This window comes from Paraburkholderia sediminicola (genome assembly GCF_046026855.1).
Classification (GTDB): Bacteria; Pseudomonadota; Gammaproteobacteria; order Burkholderiales; family Burkholderiaceae; genus Paraburkholderia; species Paraburkholderia sediminicola_A.
The window spans coordinates 169,359-188,155 of the sequence record NZ_JAQQET010000001.1 but is presented as its reverse complement, the minus strand read 5'-3'; the positions used below and the strand labels follow the sequence as shown (position 1 = coordinate 188,155).

17 protein-coding genes are annotated in these 18,797 nt (G+C 62.1%); 9 read left to right on the top strand and 8 right to left on the bottom strand.

Features of this window, described 5'->3' with window-relative positions; all coding sequences use genetic code 11:
- Nucleotides 1–97: 97 nt before the first annotated feature.
- Both PQR40_RS00805 and PQR40_RS00800 read right to left on the bottom strand, forming a co-directional pair.
- Nucleotides 98–1,099 (bottom strand): ABC transporter permease, encoded by a 1,002-nt coding sequence (locus PQR40_RS00805; protein ID WP_408508212.1) that lies wholly within the window; start codon nt 1,097–1,099, stop codon nt 98–100.
- The gene (locus tag PQR40_RS00800; RefSeq protein ID WP_408508211.1) at nt 1,096–2,712 is read right to left on the bottom strand and encodes a sugar ABC transporter ATP-binding protein; all 1,617 of its coding nucleotides are present in this window, start codon (nt 2,710–2,712) and stop codon (nt 1,096–1,098) included. The genes PQR40_RS00805 and PQR40_RS00800 overlap by 4 nt, the downstream gene beginning before the upstream one ends.
- 250 nt (nt 2,713–2,962) lie before the next feature.
- Here PQR40_RS00800 and deoC point away from each other — a divergent pair, with 250 nt between their 5' ends.
- From deoC to PQR40_RS00765, 7 genes are all read left to right on the top strand, one after another.
- Nucleotides 2,963–3,973: a deoxyribose-phosphate aldolase gene (deoC, locus tag PQR40_RS00795; RefSeq protein ID WP_408237079.1), complete on the top strand. Its 1,011-nt coding sequence runs from the start codon at nt 2,963–2,965 to the stop codon at nt 3,971–3,973.
- 16 nt (nt 3,974–3,989) lie between these two features.
- Nucleotides 3,990–6,383 carry an aldehyde dehydrogenase family protein gene (locus tag PQR40_RS00790; RefSeq protein ID WP_408508210.1) on the top strand — a complete coding sequence of 798 codons (2,394 nt, stop codon included), beginning with the start codon at nt 3,990–3,992 and terminating at the stop codon, nt 6,381–6,383.
- 162 nt (nt 6,384–6,545) lie between these two features.
- Nucleotides 6,546–7,508 (top strand): ribokinase, encoded by a 963-nt coding sequence (gene rbsK / locus PQR40_RS00785; RefSeq protein WP_408508209.1) that lies wholly within the window; start codon nt 6,546–6,548, stop codon nt 7,506–7,508.
- A gap of 46 nt (nt 7,509–7,554) precedes the next feature.
- Nucleotides 7,555–8,628, top strand: a complete 1,074-nt coding sequence (locus PQR40_RS00780) for an ABC transporter permease (RefSeq protein WP_408508208.1) — start codon at nt 7,555–7,557, stop codon at nt 8,626–8,628.
- A 114-nt stretch (nt 8,629–8,742) separates the two neighbouring features.
- Nucleotides 8,743–9,747, top strand: a complete 1,005-nt coding sequence (locus PQR40_RS00775; protein WP_408339873.1) for an autoinducer 2 ABC transporter substrate-binding protein — start codon at nt 8,743–8,745, stop codon at nt 9,745–9,747.
- 122 nt (nt 9,748–9,869) lie between these two features.
- Nucleotides 9,870–11,426: a sugar ABC transporter ATP-binding protein gene (locus PQR40_RS00770; protein ID WP_408508207.1), complete on the top strand. Its 1,557-nt coding sequence runs from the start codon at nt 9,870–9,872 to the stop codon at nt 11,424–11,426.
- 15 nt (nt 11,427–11,441) lie between these two features.
- The gene (locus tag PQR40_RS00765) at nt 11,442–12,500 is read left to right on the top strand and encodes an ABC transporter permease (RefSeq protein WP_408508206.1); all 1,059 of its coding nucleotides are present in this window, start codon (nt 11,442–11,444) and stop codon (nt 12,498–12,500) included.
- Between the two features lie 58 nt (nt 12,501–12,558).
- Here PQR40_RS00765 and PQR40_RS00760 read toward each other — a convergent pair whose 3' ends face one another.
- The 4 genes from PQR40_RS00760 to PQR40_RS00745 all read right to left on the bottom strand — a co-directional run bounded on the left by PQR40_RS00760 (nt 12,559) and on the right by PQR40_RS00745 (nt 15,419).
- Entirely contained in the window at nt 12,559–13,284 is a 726-nt protein-coding gene (locus PQR40_RS00760) for a DeoR/GlpR family DNA-binding transcription regulator (protein WP_408237059.1), read from the bottom strand.
- A gap of 274 nt (nt 13,285–13,558) precedes the next feature.
- Nucleotides 13,559–14,137, bottom strand: coding sequence for a YceI family protein (locus tag PQR40_RS00755; RefSeq protein ID WP_408508205.1), 579 nt, complete (start codon nt 14,135–14,137; stop codon nt 13,559–13,561).
- A 48-nt stretch (nt 14,138–14,185) separates the two neighbouring features.
- Nucleotides 14,186–14,749: a YceI family protein gene (locus tag PQR40_RS00750; RefSeq protein WP_408508204.1), complete on the bottom strand. Its 564-nt coding sequence runs from the start codon at nt 14,747–14,749 to the stop codon at nt 14,186–14,188.
- A 115-nt stretch (nt 14,750–14,864) separates the two neighbouring features.
- The gene (locus PQR40_RS00745; protein WP_408237051.1) at nt 14,865–15,419 is read right to left on the bottom strand and encodes a cytochrome b; all 555 of its coding nucleotides are present in this window, start codon (nt 15,417–15,419) and stop codon (nt 14,865–14,867) included.
- A gap of 277 nt (nt 15,420–15,696) precedes the next feature.
- On the opposite strand from PQR40_RS00745, the gene PQR40_RS00740 reads away from it, so the two are divergent.
- Nucleotides 15,697–16,947, top strand: a complete 1,251-nt coding sequence (locus tag PQR40_RS00740; protein WP_408508203.1) for an arsenic transporter — start codon at nt 15,697–15,699, stop codon at nt 16,945–16,947.
- A 111-nt stretch (nt 16,948–17,058) separates the two neighbouring features.
- On the opposite strand, the gene PQR40_RS00735 is transcribed toward PQR40_RS00740, so the two are convergent.
- Together PQR40_RS00735 and PQR40_RS00730 are read right to left on the bottom strand one after the other, a co-directional pair.
- Entirely contained in the window at nt 17,059–17,304 is a 246-nt protein-coding gene (locus PQR40_RS00735) for a hypothetical protein (protein WP_408237045.1), read from the bottom strand.
- A 382-nt stretch (nt 17,305–17,686) separates the two neighbouring features.
- Entirely contained in the window at nt 17,687–17,989 is a 303-nt protein-coding gene (locus tag PQR40_RS00730) for a hypothetical protein (RefSeq protein WP_408508202.1), read from the bottom strand.
- Between the two features lie 423 nt (nt 17,990–18,412).
- Between PQR40_RS00730 and PQR40_RS00725 the strand changes: the two genes are divergently transcribed.
- Nucleotides 18,413–18,706 carry an EF-hand domain-containing protein gene (locus PQR40_RS00725; protein ID WP_408339861.1) on the top strand — a complete coding sequence of 98 codons (294 nt, stop codon included), beginning with the start codon at nt 18,413–18,415 and terminating at the stop codon, nt 18,704–18,706.
- Nucleotides 18,707–18,797 lie beyond the last annotated feature (91 nt).

Sequence of the window (18,797 nt, the reverse complement as noted above, 5' to 3'; positions counted from 1 at the left end):
TGTTTGTGTTACGTCTCCTGCCATTCACGAACAACGCGGGCACGTGACATCTCGCGTGATCGACGTGCTTTCGTTACTTCCCCGGCCACTTCCTGAATCACTTCCTGGTGAAGGCCACAGCCGCGACGATGATCGCCCCCTTGATAACCAGTTGCAGCGACGAACTGACGCCGAGCAGGACCAGCCCGTTATTGAGCGTGCCGATGATGAGGCTGCCGAGCAGCGTGCCGAGCACAAAGCCGCGGCCACCGAAGAGACTGCAGCCGCCGAGCGTCACGGAAGCGATCACATCGAGTTCGAGTCCCTGCACGACATCGGGCCGTGCCGCATGCGAGCGCGCGGAGAGCACGAGCGCGGCGAGTCCGGCCAGCGCACCGGTGAGAATGAAGGCGAGCGTAGTCACACGTCTCGTGTTGATGCCGGAGTAGAGTGCCGCCGTTGGATTGCCGCCGGCCGCATAGATCTGCCGGCCGAACACGCTGTAGTGCAGCAGCAGAATGCCCGCGATCACGGCAAGCAGCGTCCAGATGATCGGCACCGGCACGCCAAAAATGTCGCCCTCGCCGAAGATCGCGATGAACGAGTCGTTGGTGATGATCACGGGTCTCGTCGTCGTCACCATCAGGGCGAGTCCGCGTGCGGCGCTCAAGGTGCCGAGCGTCACCAGGAACGAGGGAATGTTCAGTCGCGTGGTCACGACCCCGTTGAGCGCGCCGACGATCGCACCGGCGCCGATGCCGGCAATCGCACCGATGATCCAGTTGTCACCCACGTACGCCATCGCAAGCGCCGCAGACATGCCCGACAGCGCGAGCGTGGATCCGACCGACAGATCGATCTGCCGCGCAATGATCACGAAGGTCATGCCGATTGCGACGATCGACACGAGTGCGGTTTGGCGGCCGATATTCAGGAAGTTGTCGATGGAGAGAAACCAGGGCGACGCCAGGCTGAAAACCACCAGCAGGATCGCGAACGCGCCGTAGAGCGCGTAGGGCCGGTCGCCTTGCAGCAGGAGTTGCGCGATGCGCCGCATACGGCTCTTCTGCGGTGGCGATGCCTGCCGTTCGGCCGTTAGCGGCGAGACAGAATCGTTCATAGTGCGTGCTCGGGGGACTCGATGGAAGAACGGGACAGTTGGATCAGGTGATGAAGCGCTTCGGCGTTGGCGAGTTCAGCGCGCTCGACGGTCTTGACGATCGAGCCGTCCGCGACGATCGAAATCCGGCCGCACAGGCGCAACAGTTCATCGAGGTCCGAGGACACGACGAGCACGCCGGTGCCCGCGCGCGCGGCATCATGAATCACGCCGTAGATCTCCTCGCGTGCGCCGACGTCGACGCCGACAGTCGGTTCGTCGAGCAGAAGGATCTTGGGGCGCGGGTGGTTCCACTTCGCAAAGACCACTTTTTGCTGGTTGCCGCCGGACAGGAACCTGACTGCGGTCGACGCGCCGGGTGCCTTGACGGACAGCTCTTTCATCGAGCGCTTCGCCTGGTGGACGGCTGCCTGGCTGCGCAGCCATCCCCAGCGAGAAAATTGCGGCAAGCGCGGCAAGGTCAGGTTGCGCTCGATCGAATGATCGAGGACGAGCCCTTCAAGATGACGATCTTCGGGCACCAGCGCCACGCCGAGCTGGATGGCTTCGGCGGGCGTGATACGCGAACGGGATTGACCGTCGATCTCGATGGCGCCCGCTTCGATCCTGCGAATACCAAAGATAGTTTGCAGTATTTCCGTGCGCCCACTACCGATCAGTCCCGCGAGCCCGTGAATCTCGCCAGGACGAATCGTGAGATCGACGTGGTGAAGCCTGTCATTGCTAACGTTCGACAACGCGAGAATGGGCGCAGCGGCGGCGGCAGTGTCGGATGTGGTCAATGTTTGCCGCCCGATAGCAGATTCGTCATCCGCCACGCCGGCGGCCGTCCTCTCCCTCGCCTGCAACGCGGCATGGCCCGGGCCGACGATCGCCGCGACCAGTTGCTTCATATCGGTCTGCGCCGTCTGGAACACGCCGGCATTGGCCCCGTCGCGAAACACGGTGACACGCTGCGAAATCCGGAACACCTCATTCAACCGATGCGTCACGTAGATCACGCCGACGCCGCGATTCGTGACTGCGCGAATCGCGTCGAACAGGATCTGCTCTTCGCCGCCCGTCAGCGCTGAAGTGGGTTCGTCGAGGATCAGCACGCGCACGTCGCCCATCAGCGCCTTGCAGATTTCGGTCATTTGCCGGTACGCGAAGGGCAACGCACCAACCGGTGTGCGCGGATCGAGCGGGATGCCGTGCGAGCGGAGGAATTCGCTGACGGTCGCCATCAGTTGCCGGTTCTTCACAAAGCCCAGACGTGTGCGGGGCTCGCGCCCGAGCATCAGATTCGCCCCGACCGACAACGATTCGACAAGGCTCAGATCCTGGTAGACCACAGCGATACCCGCCTCACGCGAGCGCGCGGGTGAATCGAACGCCACTTTCTGACCGGCGATCTCGATGACGCCGTCGTCGTAGGTATGAACGCCGCTGAGAATCTTGATCAACGTGGATTTGCCCGCGCCGTTTTCGCCGAGCAAGGCGTGGACTTCGCCGGGCAGTACGTCGAGGCTGACGCCGCGCAGCGCCTGCACGCCACCAAATCGCTTGGTGACGCCCGCAACACGGATCAATGGAACCTGAGGCGATGGCGCGACCGCAGCCGGCTCACTCATCTGGCATGTCTCCTTCGTCGAACCGACGAAATTTTTCTCTTTGTATGGTGCTGGCGATCGAAACCGTCTTGTGATCTTCGCATCATGAATATGGTGCGTCAATAACATTGCAGGGTGTGGAGAGGCTTTGGTGCCCACTTATGTAACGATCGCACCGAGAAACTTGTTATGATTCTATCAATCGTTGTAGCATAAGTGCGAATAACTTGCCGGCGGCTGTTGTGCGCCGCATCAAATTTCCGGATGTCTTATGCCTGAAGCCCCTGTGCTGTCTTCTTCGGTCGTCGCGTTGCGCGGCGGCTCGCTCGTCCATCCGGTTCGCAATCCGGGCACGCCCTTCGACGCGTCCTGGCTGGACGGCTTGCGCGTCAATCAGTCCGCGGTCGAACGGCGCACGGCGACGCTCGCCACGCGCCGTACCGTCAAGAAAGATGCGCAGGCGGCCTGGTTGCTGAAGGCCGTCACCTGCATCGACCTCACCACGCTCAACGGCGACGACACTGAAGGGCGCGTGCGCCGTCTCTGCGCGAAGGCGCGCCAACCGGTGCGGGCCGATCTGCTCGACGCGCTCGGCATCGCGCCGCGCGGCATCACGACGGGCGCGGTCTGCGTTTATCACCGCTTCGTGGCGGCGGCAGTGGATGCGCTGCAGGGCAGCGGCATTCCGGTTGCCGCGGTCTCCACAGGATTTCCCGCCGGACTGATTCCGCATCCGCTGAAGCTGAAGGAGATCGAGGCCTCGGTCGCGGACGGCGCGCAGGAAATCGATATTGTCGTGACGCGTGAATACGTGCTGACCGGCAACTGGCAGGCGCTTTACGACGAAGTACGCGACTTCCGCGCAGCCTGTGGGCCGGCGCATCTGAAGACGATTCTGGCGACCGGCGACATCCGCACGCTCTCCAACGTGGCGCGCGCCTCGATGGTCTGCATGATGGCCGGCGCCGACTTCATCAAGACGTCGACCGGCAAGGAAGGCGTCAACGCCACGCTGGATGTCTCGCTGGTGATGGTGCGCATGATCCGCGAGTACCAGGAGCGCACCGGCGTGCCGATCGGTTTCAAGCCGGCGGGCGGCGTGTCGAGCGCGAAGTCCGTCCTGTCCTATCAGATCCTCATGAAGGAAGAACTCGGCCGCCCGTGGCTCGAACCCGAGCTGTTCCGTATCGGCGCATCGAGCCTGCTGGCCGATATCGAACGCCAGCTCGAACATCATGTGAGCGGTCGTTACTCCGCTTTCAACCGTCACCCCGCAGCCTGAACAGAAGACCGATCCCATGAGCGTAGCCGAGTATTTTTCATCGATGGAGTACGGTCCCGCACCCGAGGACGATCAACCCGCGCGCGCGTGGCTCGCGCAACATGAGTCGGGCTTCGGGCATTTCATCGGCGGGGCGTGGCATGCGCCCGCCGCCAGTGAGCGCTTCGCCTCGCACGCGCCCGCCACGGGTGAGCGGCTCGCCGAAATCGCCCAGGGCGACGCGGCCGATGTCGACGCGGCGGTGGACGCCGCGCGTGCCGCGCAGCCGGGCTGGCTCGCGCTCGGTGGCGCCGGCCGGGCACGGCATCTGTATGCGCTCGCCCGCATGGTCCAGCGTCATAGCCGCCTTTTTGCCGTACTCGAAGCGCTCGACAACGGCAAGCCGATTCGCGAAACGCGCGATATCGACGTGCCGCTCGTCGCGCGGCACTTCCTGCATCACGCGGGGTGGGCGCAGCTGCAGGAGAGCGAATTCGCCGATTACGCGCCGCTCGGTGTCGTCGGGCAGATCGTGCCGTGGAATTTTCCACTGCTGATGCTCGCGTGGAAGATCGCGCCGGCGATTGCGACGGGTAACTGCGTCGTGTTGAAGCCGGCCGAATACACGCCGCTCACCGCCTTACTGTTTGCCGAACTTGCCCATCGGGCCGGCTTGCCGGCAGGCGTGCTGAACGTCGTAACGGGTGACGGCCGCACCGGCGCCGCGCTCGTCGAGCATCCGCGGGTGGACAAGATCGCTTTCACGGGTTCGACTGAAGTGGGGCGCCTGATTCGCGCGGCCACGGCCGGCTCGGGCAAATCGCTGACGCTCGAACTCGGTGGCAAGTCGCCCTTCATCGTGTTCGACGACGCGGATCTCGACGGCGCCGTCGAAGGTGTCGTCGACGCGATCTGGTTCAACCAGGGGCAGGTCTGCTGTGCGGGCTCGCGCCTGCTCGTGCAGGAGGGGATCGAAGCGCGCTTCATCGCGAAGCTGAAGCGCCGTATGGAAACGCTGCGCGTCGGCACGTCGCTCGACAAGAGTATCGATATCGGCGCGATCGTCGATCCGGTGCAGCTCGAACGCATTCAGTCGCTGGTGGAAACCGGGCGGCGCGAGGGCTGCGCGGTGTGGCAGTCGCCCGCTACGACGATGCCCGCCGGCGGCTGTTTCTATCCGCCGACGCTTGTCACCGGTGTGGCGCCGGCTTCCATTCTGGCGCAGGAAGAAATCTTCGGACCGGTGCTGATCACGATGAGCTTTCGTACGCCGGATGAAGCGATCGCGCTTGCCAACAATTCGCGCTACGGCCTTGCCGCAAGCGTGTGGAGCGAAACCATCGGCCGCGCGCTGGATATTGCGCCGCGCCTTGCCTGCGGCGTCGTGTGGATCAATGCGACCAATCTGTTCGACGCGGCGGTCGGTTTCGGCGGCTACCGCGAGTCGGGCTATGGTCGCGAAGGCGGTCGTGAGGGCATCTACGAATATCTGAAACCGCGAGCCTGGCTCAATCTTGCTGACCGTCAGGCCGTGCGCGCTGAACAGACAGCAGGCGCAGGCGAGCGCGAGCCGTTGTCGAATGTCACGCTGATCGATCGCACCGCGAAGCTCTTTATCGGCGGCAAGCAGGTGCGTCCGGACAGCGGCTATTCGTTGCCGGTTCACGCGCCGGATGGCTCGCTGGTCGGTGAGGTGGGCGAGGGGAACCGCAAGGACATTCGCAACGCGGTCGAGGCGGCGCGCGCCGCGCAGAAATGGTCGCAGGCGAGTACCCATAACCGCGCCCAGGTGCTGTTCTATCTCGCGGAGAATCTGGCCGTTCGTGCGGATGAGTTCGAGCGGCAACTTGTGACGAGAAACGGTGCGACGGAAGCGGCGGCGCATGCGGAAGTCGAGGCCGCGATCGCGCGTCTTTTCACTTACGCGGCGTGGGCCGACAAGTTCGACGGCGCCGTGCATACGCCGCCGTTGCGCGGCGTCGCGCTGGCGATGCACGAGCCGCTCGGCGTGATCGGCATCGCCTGTCCGGACGAAGCGCCGTTGCTCGGCTTCGTGTCGCTGGTGGCGCCCGCGCTGGCAATGGGCAATCGCGTGGTGGTGTTGCCGAGCGTGCTGTGTCCGCTTACGGTGACCGACTTTTATCAGGTGGCCGAGACCTCGGATGTGCCGGGTGGGGTGCTGAACATCGTCACGGGCGAGCGTGGCGCGCTGTTGCCGGCGCTCGCCAAACACGACGACGTCGATGCTGTCTGGTGTTTCGGCAAGGCGGCGGATTCGACGCTGGTCGAGCGCGAGTCGATCGGTAATCTGAAACGCACCTTCGTCGATCACGGCCGCCAGTTCGACTGGTTCGACCGTTCGAGCGAAGGCCGGCCGTTTCTGCGTCAGGCCGTGCAGGTGAAGAACATCTGGATACCGTACGGAGACTGACCGACAGACCGACCGGGTGTCGGAACGACATGCACGCCAACCAGAAAATGGAGGAGACAACGTGCTGAAGTATCTGAATCTGCTGTTGAACACCGTCTTGCTGCGCACGGCGAATGCCCCGCGCGGCGGCTTCCTGATGAACGCCCCTCAGGGAGAACGCGAATGAGCACGTCTTTACAACGAAACGGACGTGTCGTCATTCTCGGCATCTATGTCACGGACCTGACGTTTCGCGCCGCGCGTATGCCGCTGATCGGCGAGACGATCGCCGGCTCGGCGTTCGCGATGGGGCCGGGTGGCAAGGGCTCAAATCAGGCGGTGGCGGCGGCTCGCGCCGGCGCCGAGGTGGTGTTCTGCACCCGCATCGGCAATGACGCGTTCGGCGAGATCGCGCGCGCAACATGGGCGAGGGAAGGCATCACGGCGCGCGCCTCGGTGATTGAGGGCGTGTCCACTGGGGCGGCGCATATTTTTGTCGACGACACTACGGGCGGGAACGCGATCATCGTCGCCTCCGGCGCGGCCGGTACGATGAATGCAGCCGATGTCGACGCGATCGAAGCGGACATCGCCGCCGCACGCGTGTTCGTCACGCAGCTCGAGCAGCCGCTCGCTGCCGCGCGCCGCGGCCTTGAGGTGGCGCGCCGGCACGGCGTCATCACCGTTTTCAATCCGGCGCCCGCCTTGCTGCTCGACGACGACATCTTCCCGTTGTGCGACTACATCACCCCCAACGAAACCGAAGCCGCCGCGCTCACCGGCGTGCCGATCGCGAATGCCGACGACGCACGCCGTGCCGCCGATGTGCTGCTCGCCAAAGGTGTGGGCGCGGTCATCGTCACGCTGGGGGAAGGCGGCGCGCTGCTGCACTCGGCCACTCAATCGGTGCTCGTGCCGGCCTATCACTGCGGCCGTGTGGTGGAGACCGCCGGTGCTGGCGACGGCTTCACGGGCGGCTTCGCGGCCGCTCTCGCACGCGGCGACGACGCCATCACGGCGCTGCGTTTCGGCTGCGCACTCGCGGGCATTTCCGTCACGCGTCCGGGCACGGCGCCTTCCATGCCGACGCTCGACGAAGTGAACCGCGTGTTGAACCAGTCCGCCGGAATGTCCCAGGCATTCTGACCGCTGTCCCGACCATTCGCGAAGGCTGAAGGAGATTGTGCTCACCATGAAGTCCTCGTTCACCGCTGGAAAAATGTTCGGCGACCGCCAACTGAATTTTCTGCTGATCGTCAACGTGCTTGTCGTGCTGGCCGCGACATGGCTCTCGCACGGGCAATTCGTCGATATCGATAACCTGCAGTCGATGGGCGGACAGTTGCCCGAACTCGGCCTGCTCGCGCTCGGCATCATGTTGTCGATGGTGTCGGGCAATGGCGGGATCGACCTGTCGGGCGTCGGGCTCGCGAACCTGTCCGGCATGGTCGCCGCGCTGGTCGTGCCGCGCTTTGTCAACGGCGACGACTCACCGGCGCTTTACACGTCGCTCTTCTGCGTCATCGTGGTGGTGATGGGGCTGCTCGGCGGACTGCTGAACGGTGTGGTCATCGCGCGGCTCAGACTCACGCCGATTCTTTGCACGCTCGGCACGCAACTGTTATTCACGGGGATAGCGGTGGTGCTCAGCAACGGCGCTTCGGTGCATGTCGACTATGTCGACCCGTTGTCGAATATCGGTAACGGCACCGTGTTTCAGGTGCCGATCGCGTTCTGCATCTTTATCGCCGCCGTGGTCGTGTTGGGATGGCTGCTCAAACGCAGCCCGTTCGGCCTGCGTCTCTATCTGATGGGCACCAATCCCAAAGCCGCGTTCTATGCCGGCATTCCGCGCGCGCGGATGCTGATCACGACCTATGCGATGTGCGGTGTGCTCGCGTCACTCGCGGGTCTGATCAGCGCGGCGCATACGTCCAGTGCGAAATGGGATTACGGGAATTCCTATCTGCTGATCGCCATTCTGATTGCCGTGATGGGCGGCGTGAATCCTGCCGGCGGCCACGGCCGCATCATCTGCGTGTTTTTCGCCGCGACGGTGCTGCAGTTTCTGTCGAGCCTGTTCAATCTGCTGGGCGTGTCGCAGTTTTTCGGCGATTGCGCGTGGGGTTTCCTATTGCTGTTGTCGCTCGCGTTCGCGGGCGGCGAGCGGGTGCGCGCGATTTTCGGCTTTGGCGGCTTCGGTGGCAGTGGCGGTGGTGGCGGCGCCGGTGGTGCGGCACGTTCCGGCACGGCGCCGAAAGGTTAGCGAGCCGATCAAACGCGAGGCGCAATCAAAAGTTTCAGTACGCGGCGGACAACAAGCCCTGGCTGTCCGTGACGGGTGAAGTGGGGCGTCATCGAACGATAAAGGAGACATTGCATGAAATTGACTCGACTGGGCACCGCGCTCGCAGCAGGCGCTCTTACGGTGGGCGTGATCGCCGCGGCACACGCGGCAACCAACGAGACGATCGTCACGGTCGTCAAGGTGACCGGTATCAACTGGTTCAACCGGATGGACGACGGCGTCAAGCAATTCGCGAAAGACAACCCGGGCGTGACTGCGTATCAGACCGGTCCGGGCCGGGCGGACGCGGCGCAGCAACTGAAGATCATCGAAGACCTGATCGCGAAGAAGGTCACCGCGATTGCCGTGGTGCCCTACGATCCGCCGACGCTCGAACCGGCGCTGAAGAAGGCGATGGATCGTGGCATCAAGGTCGTCACGCACGAAGCCGACAACGAGAAGAACACGATGGTCGACATCGAAGCGTTCGACAACACCGCCTACGGTGCCGGTCTGAACGAACGTCTTGCTTCGTGCATGCACGACGACGGTAAGTGGGTCGCGCTGGTCGGTTCGCTGGGCAGCCGCTCGCAGGTGCAATGGGCCGACGGCGGGATCGGCAACGCCAAGGCCAAATATCCGAAGATGAACCTGGTCGAACCGAAACTCGAAACCAATAACGACGGCGAGCGCGCCTATGAAGTCGCGAAGGAAGTGCTGCGCAAGCATCCGGACCTGAAGGGCTTCCAGGGCTCGTCCTCGCTCGACGTGATCGGCATTGGCCGTGCGGTCGAAGAAGCCGGCATGCAGGGCAAGATCTGCGTCTACGGCACGGGCCTGCCGACTGAGGCGGGCAAGTTCCTCGAGAGCGGCGCCATCAACGGCATTGCGTTCTGGGATCCGAAACTTGCGGGCATCGCGATGAACAAGATTGCGCAGATGCTGATCGATGGCAAGACGGTTGAGAACGGCGCCGATCTCGGCATTCCGGGCTACACGAAAGTCACCGTCGCGAAGGGGCCGGGCAAAGGGATCATCGTGCGCGGCCAGGGCTGGGTGAACGTCGACAAATCGAACTATAAGCAGTATCCGTTCTGATCAGGTTGTTTTGCTTTATGTGTCACGGCGTCCCCCATTCCCCGAAGGGGATTTCCTTCGGGGTGGGGGGCTTTCTTCAAGGCGTGCCCGTATGAGCACGCCTTAACTTGCGACTCGCCATCATGAATCAAGACGTATCGTCTCAGCTGCCGCAGTCCGACACCTCGCAGCCGTTTTTGCAGGTTGTCGGCGTGCACAAGCGCTTCACCGGCGTACATGCATTGCGCGGCGTGAGCCTGTCGTTCGAGCGCGGCCAGATCTACCATCTGCTCGGCGAGAACGGTTGCGGCAAGAGCACGTTGATCAAGATCATCTCCGGCGCGCAGCCGCCTGACGAAGGCGAACTCGTGATCGAAGGCGTTCGGCATGCACGGCTTTCCGCACTGGAATCGCTGGCGGCGGGAATCGAGACCGTCTATCAGGATCTCTCGCTGCTGCCGAACATGAACGTGGCGGAAAACGTCGCGCTCACCGCAGAGCTGGCCACGCACGAAGGCCGGCTCGCGCGTACCTTCGACCGGCGGGCGCTCGCACGCACGGCAGCGCGAGCGCTGCAATCGGTCGGGCTACCTGGCGACGCCGAATTTCAGGCAACCCTGATCGAACAATTGCCGCTCGCCACGCGCCAGCTCGTCGCCATTGCTCGCGCGATTGCCAGCGAGGCCAAGTTTGTCATCATGGACGAGCCCACCACGTCGCTCACGCAAAAGGAAGTCGACAATCTGATTGCCGTGCTCGCGAATCTGCGGGCGCAGGGCGTAACGGTGCTGTTCGTGAGCCACAAGCTCGACGAATGCTACGCAATCGGCGGCGAAGTCATCGTGCTGCGCGACGGCCAGAAAATGGCGCAGGGACCGATCGCGCAATTCACCAAGGCGCAGATCAGCGAGCTGATGACGGGGCGCCATCTGTCGAACGAACGCTATCGTGAAGGCGCGGTTGGGCAGGATGTCGTGCTCGACGTGCGTGGCTTCACGCGCGCGGGCCAGTTCAGCGACGTGTCGTTCGCGCTGCATGGCGGTGAAATTCTCGGCGTCACCGGTCTGCTCGATTCCGGGCGCAACGAACTTGCTCGCGCACTCGCCGGCGTGACGGCGGCACACGCCGGACAGGTGAGGCTCGACGGCAAGGTCATTTCATTGCGCACACCCTCGGACGCGAAACATCATCGCATTGGCTACGTGCCGGAGGACCGTCTGAACGAAGGGCTGTTTCTCGACAAGTCGATCCGCGACAACGTGATTACCGCGATGATCTCCAGCTTGCGGGACCGCTTCGGCCAGATCGATCGCACGCGCGCGCAGGCACTCGCGGAACAGACGGTGAAAGATTTGCAGATCGCCACGCCCGGCGTCGACAAGCCCGTTCAGTCGCTCTCGGGCGGCAATCAGCAGCGCGTGCTGATCGGCCGTTGGCTCGCCATCGATCCGCGCGTGCTGATTCTGCATGGACCGACGGTCGGTGTCGACGTCGGATCGAAGGACATCATCTACCGCATCATGCAGCGCCTGTCGCAGCGGGGCATTGGCATCATTCTGATCAGCGACGACCTGCCTGAACTGCTACAGAACTGCGATCGCATCCTGATGATGAAGAAGGGACGTGTGGCGAACGAATATCAGGCCGATACGTTGAGCGAAGCCGACCTGTATCACGCGCTGCTTTCGGAAGCCGCATAAAGGACGTCGACACCCATGAACTCGCGCATCCAATCGCGCATGAACCAGACCATGACCACCCCGACCGTTGTCGAAGTCGCACCTGAGGTCAAGCCGCCTACCTTGTGGACCAGGCTCGCGCGCAACCCCGAATGGTTCACAGTCGCGCTGATCGCGGCGACGTGCCTGATTGTCGGCGCGATCAATCCGCGCTTCTTTCAGCTTGCGACGTTGTTCGATCTACTGCATTCGGCCACCACGATGTCGCTTTTTGCGCTGGGCACGCTCGTCGTGCTGGCGTCCGGTGGCATCGACGTCTCGTTCACGGCGATCGCCGCGCTGACGATGTACGGCATCACGAAAGCGGTATTTGCATGGTGGCCGGATGCGCCGTTCGCGCTGATCCTGATCACCGGTGCGCTGGGCGGCGTAGTGCTCGGTCTCATCAACGGCCTGCTGGTGCATCGTTTGAAAGCGCCTTCGCTGATCGTCACGATCGGCACGCAGTATCTGTATCGCGGCCTGCTGTTGACGTTCATCGGCACGACGTTCTTCATGAACATTCCGCACAGCATGGATCATTTCGGCCGGATTCCGCTGTTTTTCTATCACACCAATGAAGGTCTGCGCGCGGTACTGCCCGTTTCGGTGCTGGCGCTGGTGGCGGCCGCCATTGTCACGTGGTGGTTGTTGAACCGGACCATGATGGGGCGCGGTGTCTATGCGATGGGTGGCAGCCTTGCGATCGCCGAGCGGCTCGGCTACAACCTGCGCGCGATCCATCTGTTCGTGTTCGGCTACACCGGCATGCTCGCAGGCATTGCGGGCATTCTGCATGTATCGAACAACCGGCTCGCGAATCCTTTCGATCTCGTGGGCTCGGAACTCGATGTGATCGCCGCGGTGATCCTGGGCGGCGCGCGCATTACCGGCGGGACGGGCACGGTGGCCGGCACGTTGCTGGGTGTGGTGCTGGTCACGCTGATCAACAGCGTGCTGATTCTGGTCGGCGTGCCGAGCACCTGGCAAAAGGTGATTATCGGCGCGTTCATTCTGCTCGCCGGGACGTTGTTCGCATTGCAGCGCAAAAGCTGAAACTGAACGTCTGTTGCACAGGCTGCATAGGCTATGACGCGTGGTGCGGCAAGCGCATTTATTTGCGCTTGCGGTGCTCCTGGCCTTGTTCAGTGATGATGGAATCGAAGTCGTCGATTTGCGAGAAGCGTACCGCCTTGACGACGCCGAACTTGCTCTGGTCCACGACCAGATGCCGTTCGACGGCATTTGTCATGGCCGCCTGTTTGAGCGCGACTTCGTGAAAGTTCCAGCAGGTGACCCCGCGCGCGTTATCCACACCGCCCGCGGAAATGAACGCCTTATTGATGCCCATACGGCGCAGCATCTCCAGACTCTCTTCGCCTGCAAACGAATCTGAAGAAGGCACGTAGACGCCGCCCAGCAGAATCATCCGCACGTTCGGCTTGCGCCGCAGAATCTCCGCGACATTCAGCGAATAGCAGACCACGGTGACGTGACGCTCGAGCGGAATCAGGCGTGCAAGCGTGGTGAGTGTCGTGCCGCAATCGATGAAAATCGTTTCATGGTCGACGACGAGCTTCGCCGCAATCGCGGATGCTTCCGCCTTGGCCTGCGCGAAATGATCTTTCTCTTCTTCGAGTGAATAGCCGGCGTTATTGGGTACGTCGGTCGCGCTGACGATGTAGCCGCCGAGATACGTGAATCGCTCCGGACTGCCTGCGATATCGCGCCGGACAGTCATCTCCGATACGCCCAGCAGGCTGGCGGCGTCGCGCAGTCGCATTACGCTCTGCTTGGCCAGCGCATCGGCGAGGGCGCGGAGGCGGTCGGGTTTCAGCATGGAGGTCCTGTCGCGCAGTGTGGGGAGGCGTTATGTTTTGTTCGAGTTGGTGAGAGGATTATAACAAGAGGTCGTCGGCGCGGCGAGCCTGTTTGAGTCTCGAACACAAACGGAAAACGCGGGAGATTTCCGTTCGATGACGGGCGGCTGAGTGAAGCGGGGGCATGGAGATGGAGCAGGTTGCGGCAACATGGCGGTCTTTCTACCCGTTGCCGCAACCGCCTGAAGCAACTGCATGAAGCAGTCGCCTGAAGCAAGCTGAACGGGCTAGCTGTTACTGCTTGATGCCTTCGGCCTGAATATGCAGCGTGGTCTGCATCTTGAAGCCGTAGGTCTTGCCGAAGTCGACGCCGAAGTCGTCGCGATTGAACGTCGCGGTCGATTCGGTGCCGCACACTTCGCGCTTGAGCATCGGGTTCATGATGCACTTGAACGATTCGATCTTCAGGTTGACCGGCTTGGTCACGCCATGCATGGTCAGCGTGCCGATCACTTCCACCGGCTTGTCGCCGTCGAAGCGGATCTGCGTGCCCTTATAGGTTGCGCTCGGGTACTTGGCCGCATCGAAGAACTTGTCCGTGACCAGTTCCGCGTCGAGCTTGTCGTTACCGATATCCACCGAACTCATATCGATTGTCACGTCCACCGTACCGGTTTTCGCCGCGCGATCCAGTACCACGGTGCCGCTGCTCTTCTTGAACTTGCCGCGCCAGATCGACAGTCCGCCGAAGTGGTCGGTTTCGAAGCTCGGGTAGGTGTGCGTCGGATCGAGTTGATACGTATCGGCGGCCATTGCGTTGAACGACATGGCTGCGGCCAGCGCGCCTGCGGCGAGCAAAAGTTGTTTCTTCAAGAGATTCTCCAGATTTCAGAAAGTGCTGTGACGCTTCGGTGTGTCCAGTTACTTCTTCGAAGCGACGATGTGAAATTTGATAACGACTTCGTCGGCGACAACCGACGTGTCTTTCCATTCGCCCGTACCGACATCGAACTGCGAACGTTTGATCGGCAATGCGCCGTCGAAGGTTTGCGTGTTGCCCTGGCTGGCAATCGTGACCGGCACCACGACGATTTGCGATTTGCCCTTGATGGTGAGCTTGCCGGTGATCTTGTACTGATTGCCGCCGGCCGGCGCGATCGCGCTCGAGACGAACGTCGCGGCCGGATAGGTCGCGCTATCGAACCATTCCTTGCCCTGGGCCTGCTTGTTGTAATCGTCCGCGCCGAGGTCGTAGCTGCCCGTGTCGATCGACACGTTGGCGCTACCAGCGGCTGGCCTGGCTGGATCGAAATTCAACTGCGCCGAGAACTTTTTGAATTTTCCGTCCACCGGCACGTTCATCTGCTTCGTCGTGGCAATGACGTTGCTTTTGCTCGTGTCTACATCGGCGTGCGCGAGGCTTGCGCCGAGGAAAGAGAAAGCGGCAACGCCGGCCAGAATGGAGTGGTAAAAGTTTGATTTCATCGTGGTACGCATCCTATCGAACCCACGCGCTGTGATTGCACACCGCTGGGAATTAGATTGCCAACAGGTTGTAGCCAATCGTCCGCTACCCGCCTGCTTCACACCTGCTTAGGTGTTATCTGAGGAACGGAATCATCCGCGCGAGTAATCCGTCGCGGTCGACGAATTGATGCTTGAGCGCCGCGAGCACATGCATGGCAACGAGTGTCAGCAAGGTGTAATTGAGCAGCACGTGGACCGTGCGCAGGCTTGCCTTGAGCGCCTGGTCGGGGCCGATAAGGGTGGGCAGCGGCACGATACCGAGGTACACCACCTGAATGCCCGCAGCCGAACTATAGAAGTAGCCGGACAGCGGAATCGCCAGCATCAGAACGTAGAGCACGCCATGCACGAGATGGGCGGCAGCCTTCTGCCAGGTGGGCGTAGCGCTATCGAGCGCCGGCGCGCGGTGAGTGACGCGCCAGAGCACGCGCGCCACGGCCAGCACGAAGACTGTCACGCCGATCCACTTGTGCCACGAAAAGTACTTCAGCTTGGTGGGCGTAAAGCCGGGGATATCGGTCATGATCCAGCCGATGTAGAACCCGCAGATGATCAGCAATGCAATGAGCCAGTGCAGGGCGACGGCAGGGCTGCTGTAATGCTCGACGTTTGAAGAACGGGGTTTCATGGGTTGAAGCTCGCTATTCGTGGTGCTTGCCGCGTGCGGTGTGCGGCGTATCGCATGTGAATGCGGATAGTAGGGACGCCAATGAAAACTGAATAGCCGGGGAGAAGAGAACAGATTGTTCTAGCCGTGACGCTAATGTGGATGGAATAAACTGCGCGGGGCAGCGTGAATTGTGTGGGCACACAACTTGCGCCCGACCCGTGCGGCATCCCGGTCATGGGTTATGCTGCGCTCCACTACCACGCTCGCGCACAATCAGAATCCAGGAACCTGTTTGGTGAATTCCGTCTTCCTGTCTTGGGGTATAGCCATAGCCGCCACGGCCGGCGTCATCACCCGGCCGTTCAAATGGCCCGAGGCCGTGTGGGCCGTTGCCGGCGCGCTATTACTGGTGTCACTGGGCCTGCTGCCCGTCGATCTGGCCATCGAGGCCATTGGCAAAGGCACGGACGTCTACCTCTTCCTGTTCGGCATGATGCTGCTATCGGAAGTCGGGCGCCGCGAAGGTCTGTTCGACTGGGTCGCCGTGCTCGCGGTGAACCATGCTAAAGGCTCGCCGGCAAAGCTCTTTCTGCTGGTCTATCTGGTCGGCGTGGTCATCACCGCCTTTCTTTCCAATGACGCCACCGCGGTCGTGCTCACGCCGGCTGTTTTTGCCGCCGCCAAAAAAGCGAAGACGCATCCGCTGCCCTTGCTCTTCGTCTGTGCGTTCATCGCGAATGCCGCGAGCTTCGTGCTGCCGATCTCGAACCCGGCAAACATCGTGCTGTACGGCAATCACACGCCGGCGCTCGGCGCCTGGCTGATGCGCTTCACGCTGCCTTCGGTGCTCTCGATCGTTGCGACCTATGTGCTGTTGCGCTGGACCCAGCGCGAAGCGCTCGCCGGTACCTGCGAGGCCAATCTTGAACCGCTCGAGTTGTCGTCGAGCGGGCGCATTGCGCTGGCAGGTATCGCGGTGACAGCTGTCGTGTTGCTGACGGTTTCCGCCTTCGATGTCCCGCTCGGCCTGCCCACCGCGATACTCGGCGCGCTGACTGCCGGGGTCGTGCTGATCCAGGAGCGCAAATCGCCGCTGCCGATGATCAGGGAAATATCGTGGAGCGTGCTGCCGCTCGTCGCCGCGTTGTTCGTGCTCGTCGAAATGCTCGATCACACCGGTGTCATCAAGACACTCGTCGCTCAGGTACAAAGCGCGACCCAGCACAGCGAAATCGCGACGGCCGGCTGGGCCGGCACCATTATCGCGATCGGCAGCAATCTGATGAACAACTTGCCGGCGGGTTTGATCGCCAGCTCGACGGTGATGCAGGCGCATAGTCCCGAGCGCGTGATCGATGCGCTCCTGATCGGCGTCGATCTGGGTCCGAATCTGTCGATTACCGGCTCGCTCGCAACGATCCTCTGGCTCAGCGCAATTCGCCGCGAAGGCGAAGACGTGAGCTTCCTGAAGTTTTTGAAAGTGGGCGTGGTGGTGATGCTGCCGGCCCTCGCTCTGGCGCTTGCGGCGCGGATTCTGATCGGTTGAGCCGAGAACATGCGGAGGTGGCCTTGACACCCTGCGTGCTATCCATGCCCGCTCGGCGATTGTCGCTGATCTCCGGCGCGAGGGCGGTCAGTCACTTGCCCAGGCTTCCCATCATGGCAGTGTGCCGGTCGAACGCATGGGTGGCTCGGCCACGAGCATTTGCGCGGACTGTTCGAGCGAGCGCAAGGCGGCATCGAGCCGCGCGAGGCGCGCCCGTTGCGTGGGCATCAGCAATGTCTTGGGGAGCATGCGCAGGCGATTGCGCCAATACGACAGCGGAATGCGGTCGTTGGTGGATATCAGCCCGAATACGCGTTCGAGGTGGGCGATCTCTTTGTCTATATCCTGATAGCTCATCTAACGTTCCGGAAGAAGAGGTGAACGGGCAATGAAACGGGGTAAGCGGTACGGCGGCAATTGGACAGATATGTCCAACTCATTGGCACGCTGGGGCGCTAGAACAGGATTCAGCAAGGACCGTACCGCAGGCCGCGATGTCGAGTTGACATCAAGCTTTCAAACGTGATGTATTTGTCTGATGTATCGACGCCGCCCAATCAGGGAGGCCTTCGGAGGAGGCATGTCTTCCATCTGTTTTAATCCGCGCAACGTGTAGCGGAACGCTGAAGCGGCGAGCCCATCCCACGTCTCTGTCTGTAAGAATCGTGTCGTAGAACACTAGTTACCGATCGGTGAGCATGCCGCGTCCCAAGTCGTCTGATGAACCGCTTCGGCTGCTTTAGCGCGGCACCGTCATCACGGGTTGCGTATAGGTGACGGCGGGGGCCGGCACGATCGCGTATGGGGCGAGGGCATTCGCAGGCAGCGGCACGGGCGTGCCGACCGCTACAGCAACGGGAACCGGAGCCGGCGGCGCCACCACGTAGACCGGCTTGACCGGCACGTAGTAATAGACAGGGCGTGGCGGCGGTGCATAGACCACCGCAGCGGGCATATAGACGACCACCCGGGCGAATGCCGTCGACGAACAGGCGAGACCGATGGCGGTGAAGGTAGAGGCACAGAAGAGACGAATACTCATTTGATTGATACTCCTGAGACATTGAGCGGCGCGTCTTCCGGTGAAGAAGCAGGCCGGCTGGTTCGGATTGCTTGAGAGTTCTGCCGAACCGTTGAGGCGCCGATTGTGGTGCTTGTGGTGCGTACGGCGCCGGCAGACGAAAGATACGCAAACCGCCTTCAGAACGGCAGCGCGAACTTATTTCATTCAATGTCGCGCGAGAGCGGACTATGACGACATAAGCGTGCAGGTGTCGGGAACGCATCCTGGGTTACGTCGACAGCGCGCGTGCTTGCCGTACCGACGCCACTAAAACGATGACATATGGCGACACGATTCTGAAATTGCCTTCCGGCGGCGCTTGAACAAGAATTCGGCCTGTCATCGAACGGATCGCGGCGGTTTGCAGGCGACGCACGATGAGTCCAATCCAAGGAGTCAGTCATGAAGAAGTTGATCGCTGTTGTGCTGCTGTGCTGCGCATCCACTGTTACGTTTGCCCAAACCGCCGCGCCGCAGGGCGGCAATCCCCAGCGCATGGAACGCATGGCGCAGCAACTGCAAACGCGTTTTTCGAATGCCAACACCACGCACGACGGCAAGCTGACGAGAGACCAGGCGGCGGCAGGCATGCCGATGGTCGCGAAGCATTTCGATGAAATCGATACGCAGAAAGCGGGCTACATTACGTTGCCGCAGATCGCGGCATTCATGCAGGAGCGCGGGGCAGCGCACTGAGCCACGCGGGCATCGGCGGGATCGTAGGTCTCTTTGAGGCCCCAGCGTGCGATGAAAGCTGCCACGTCCTGTCGCCTGTGCACTGCCCGAC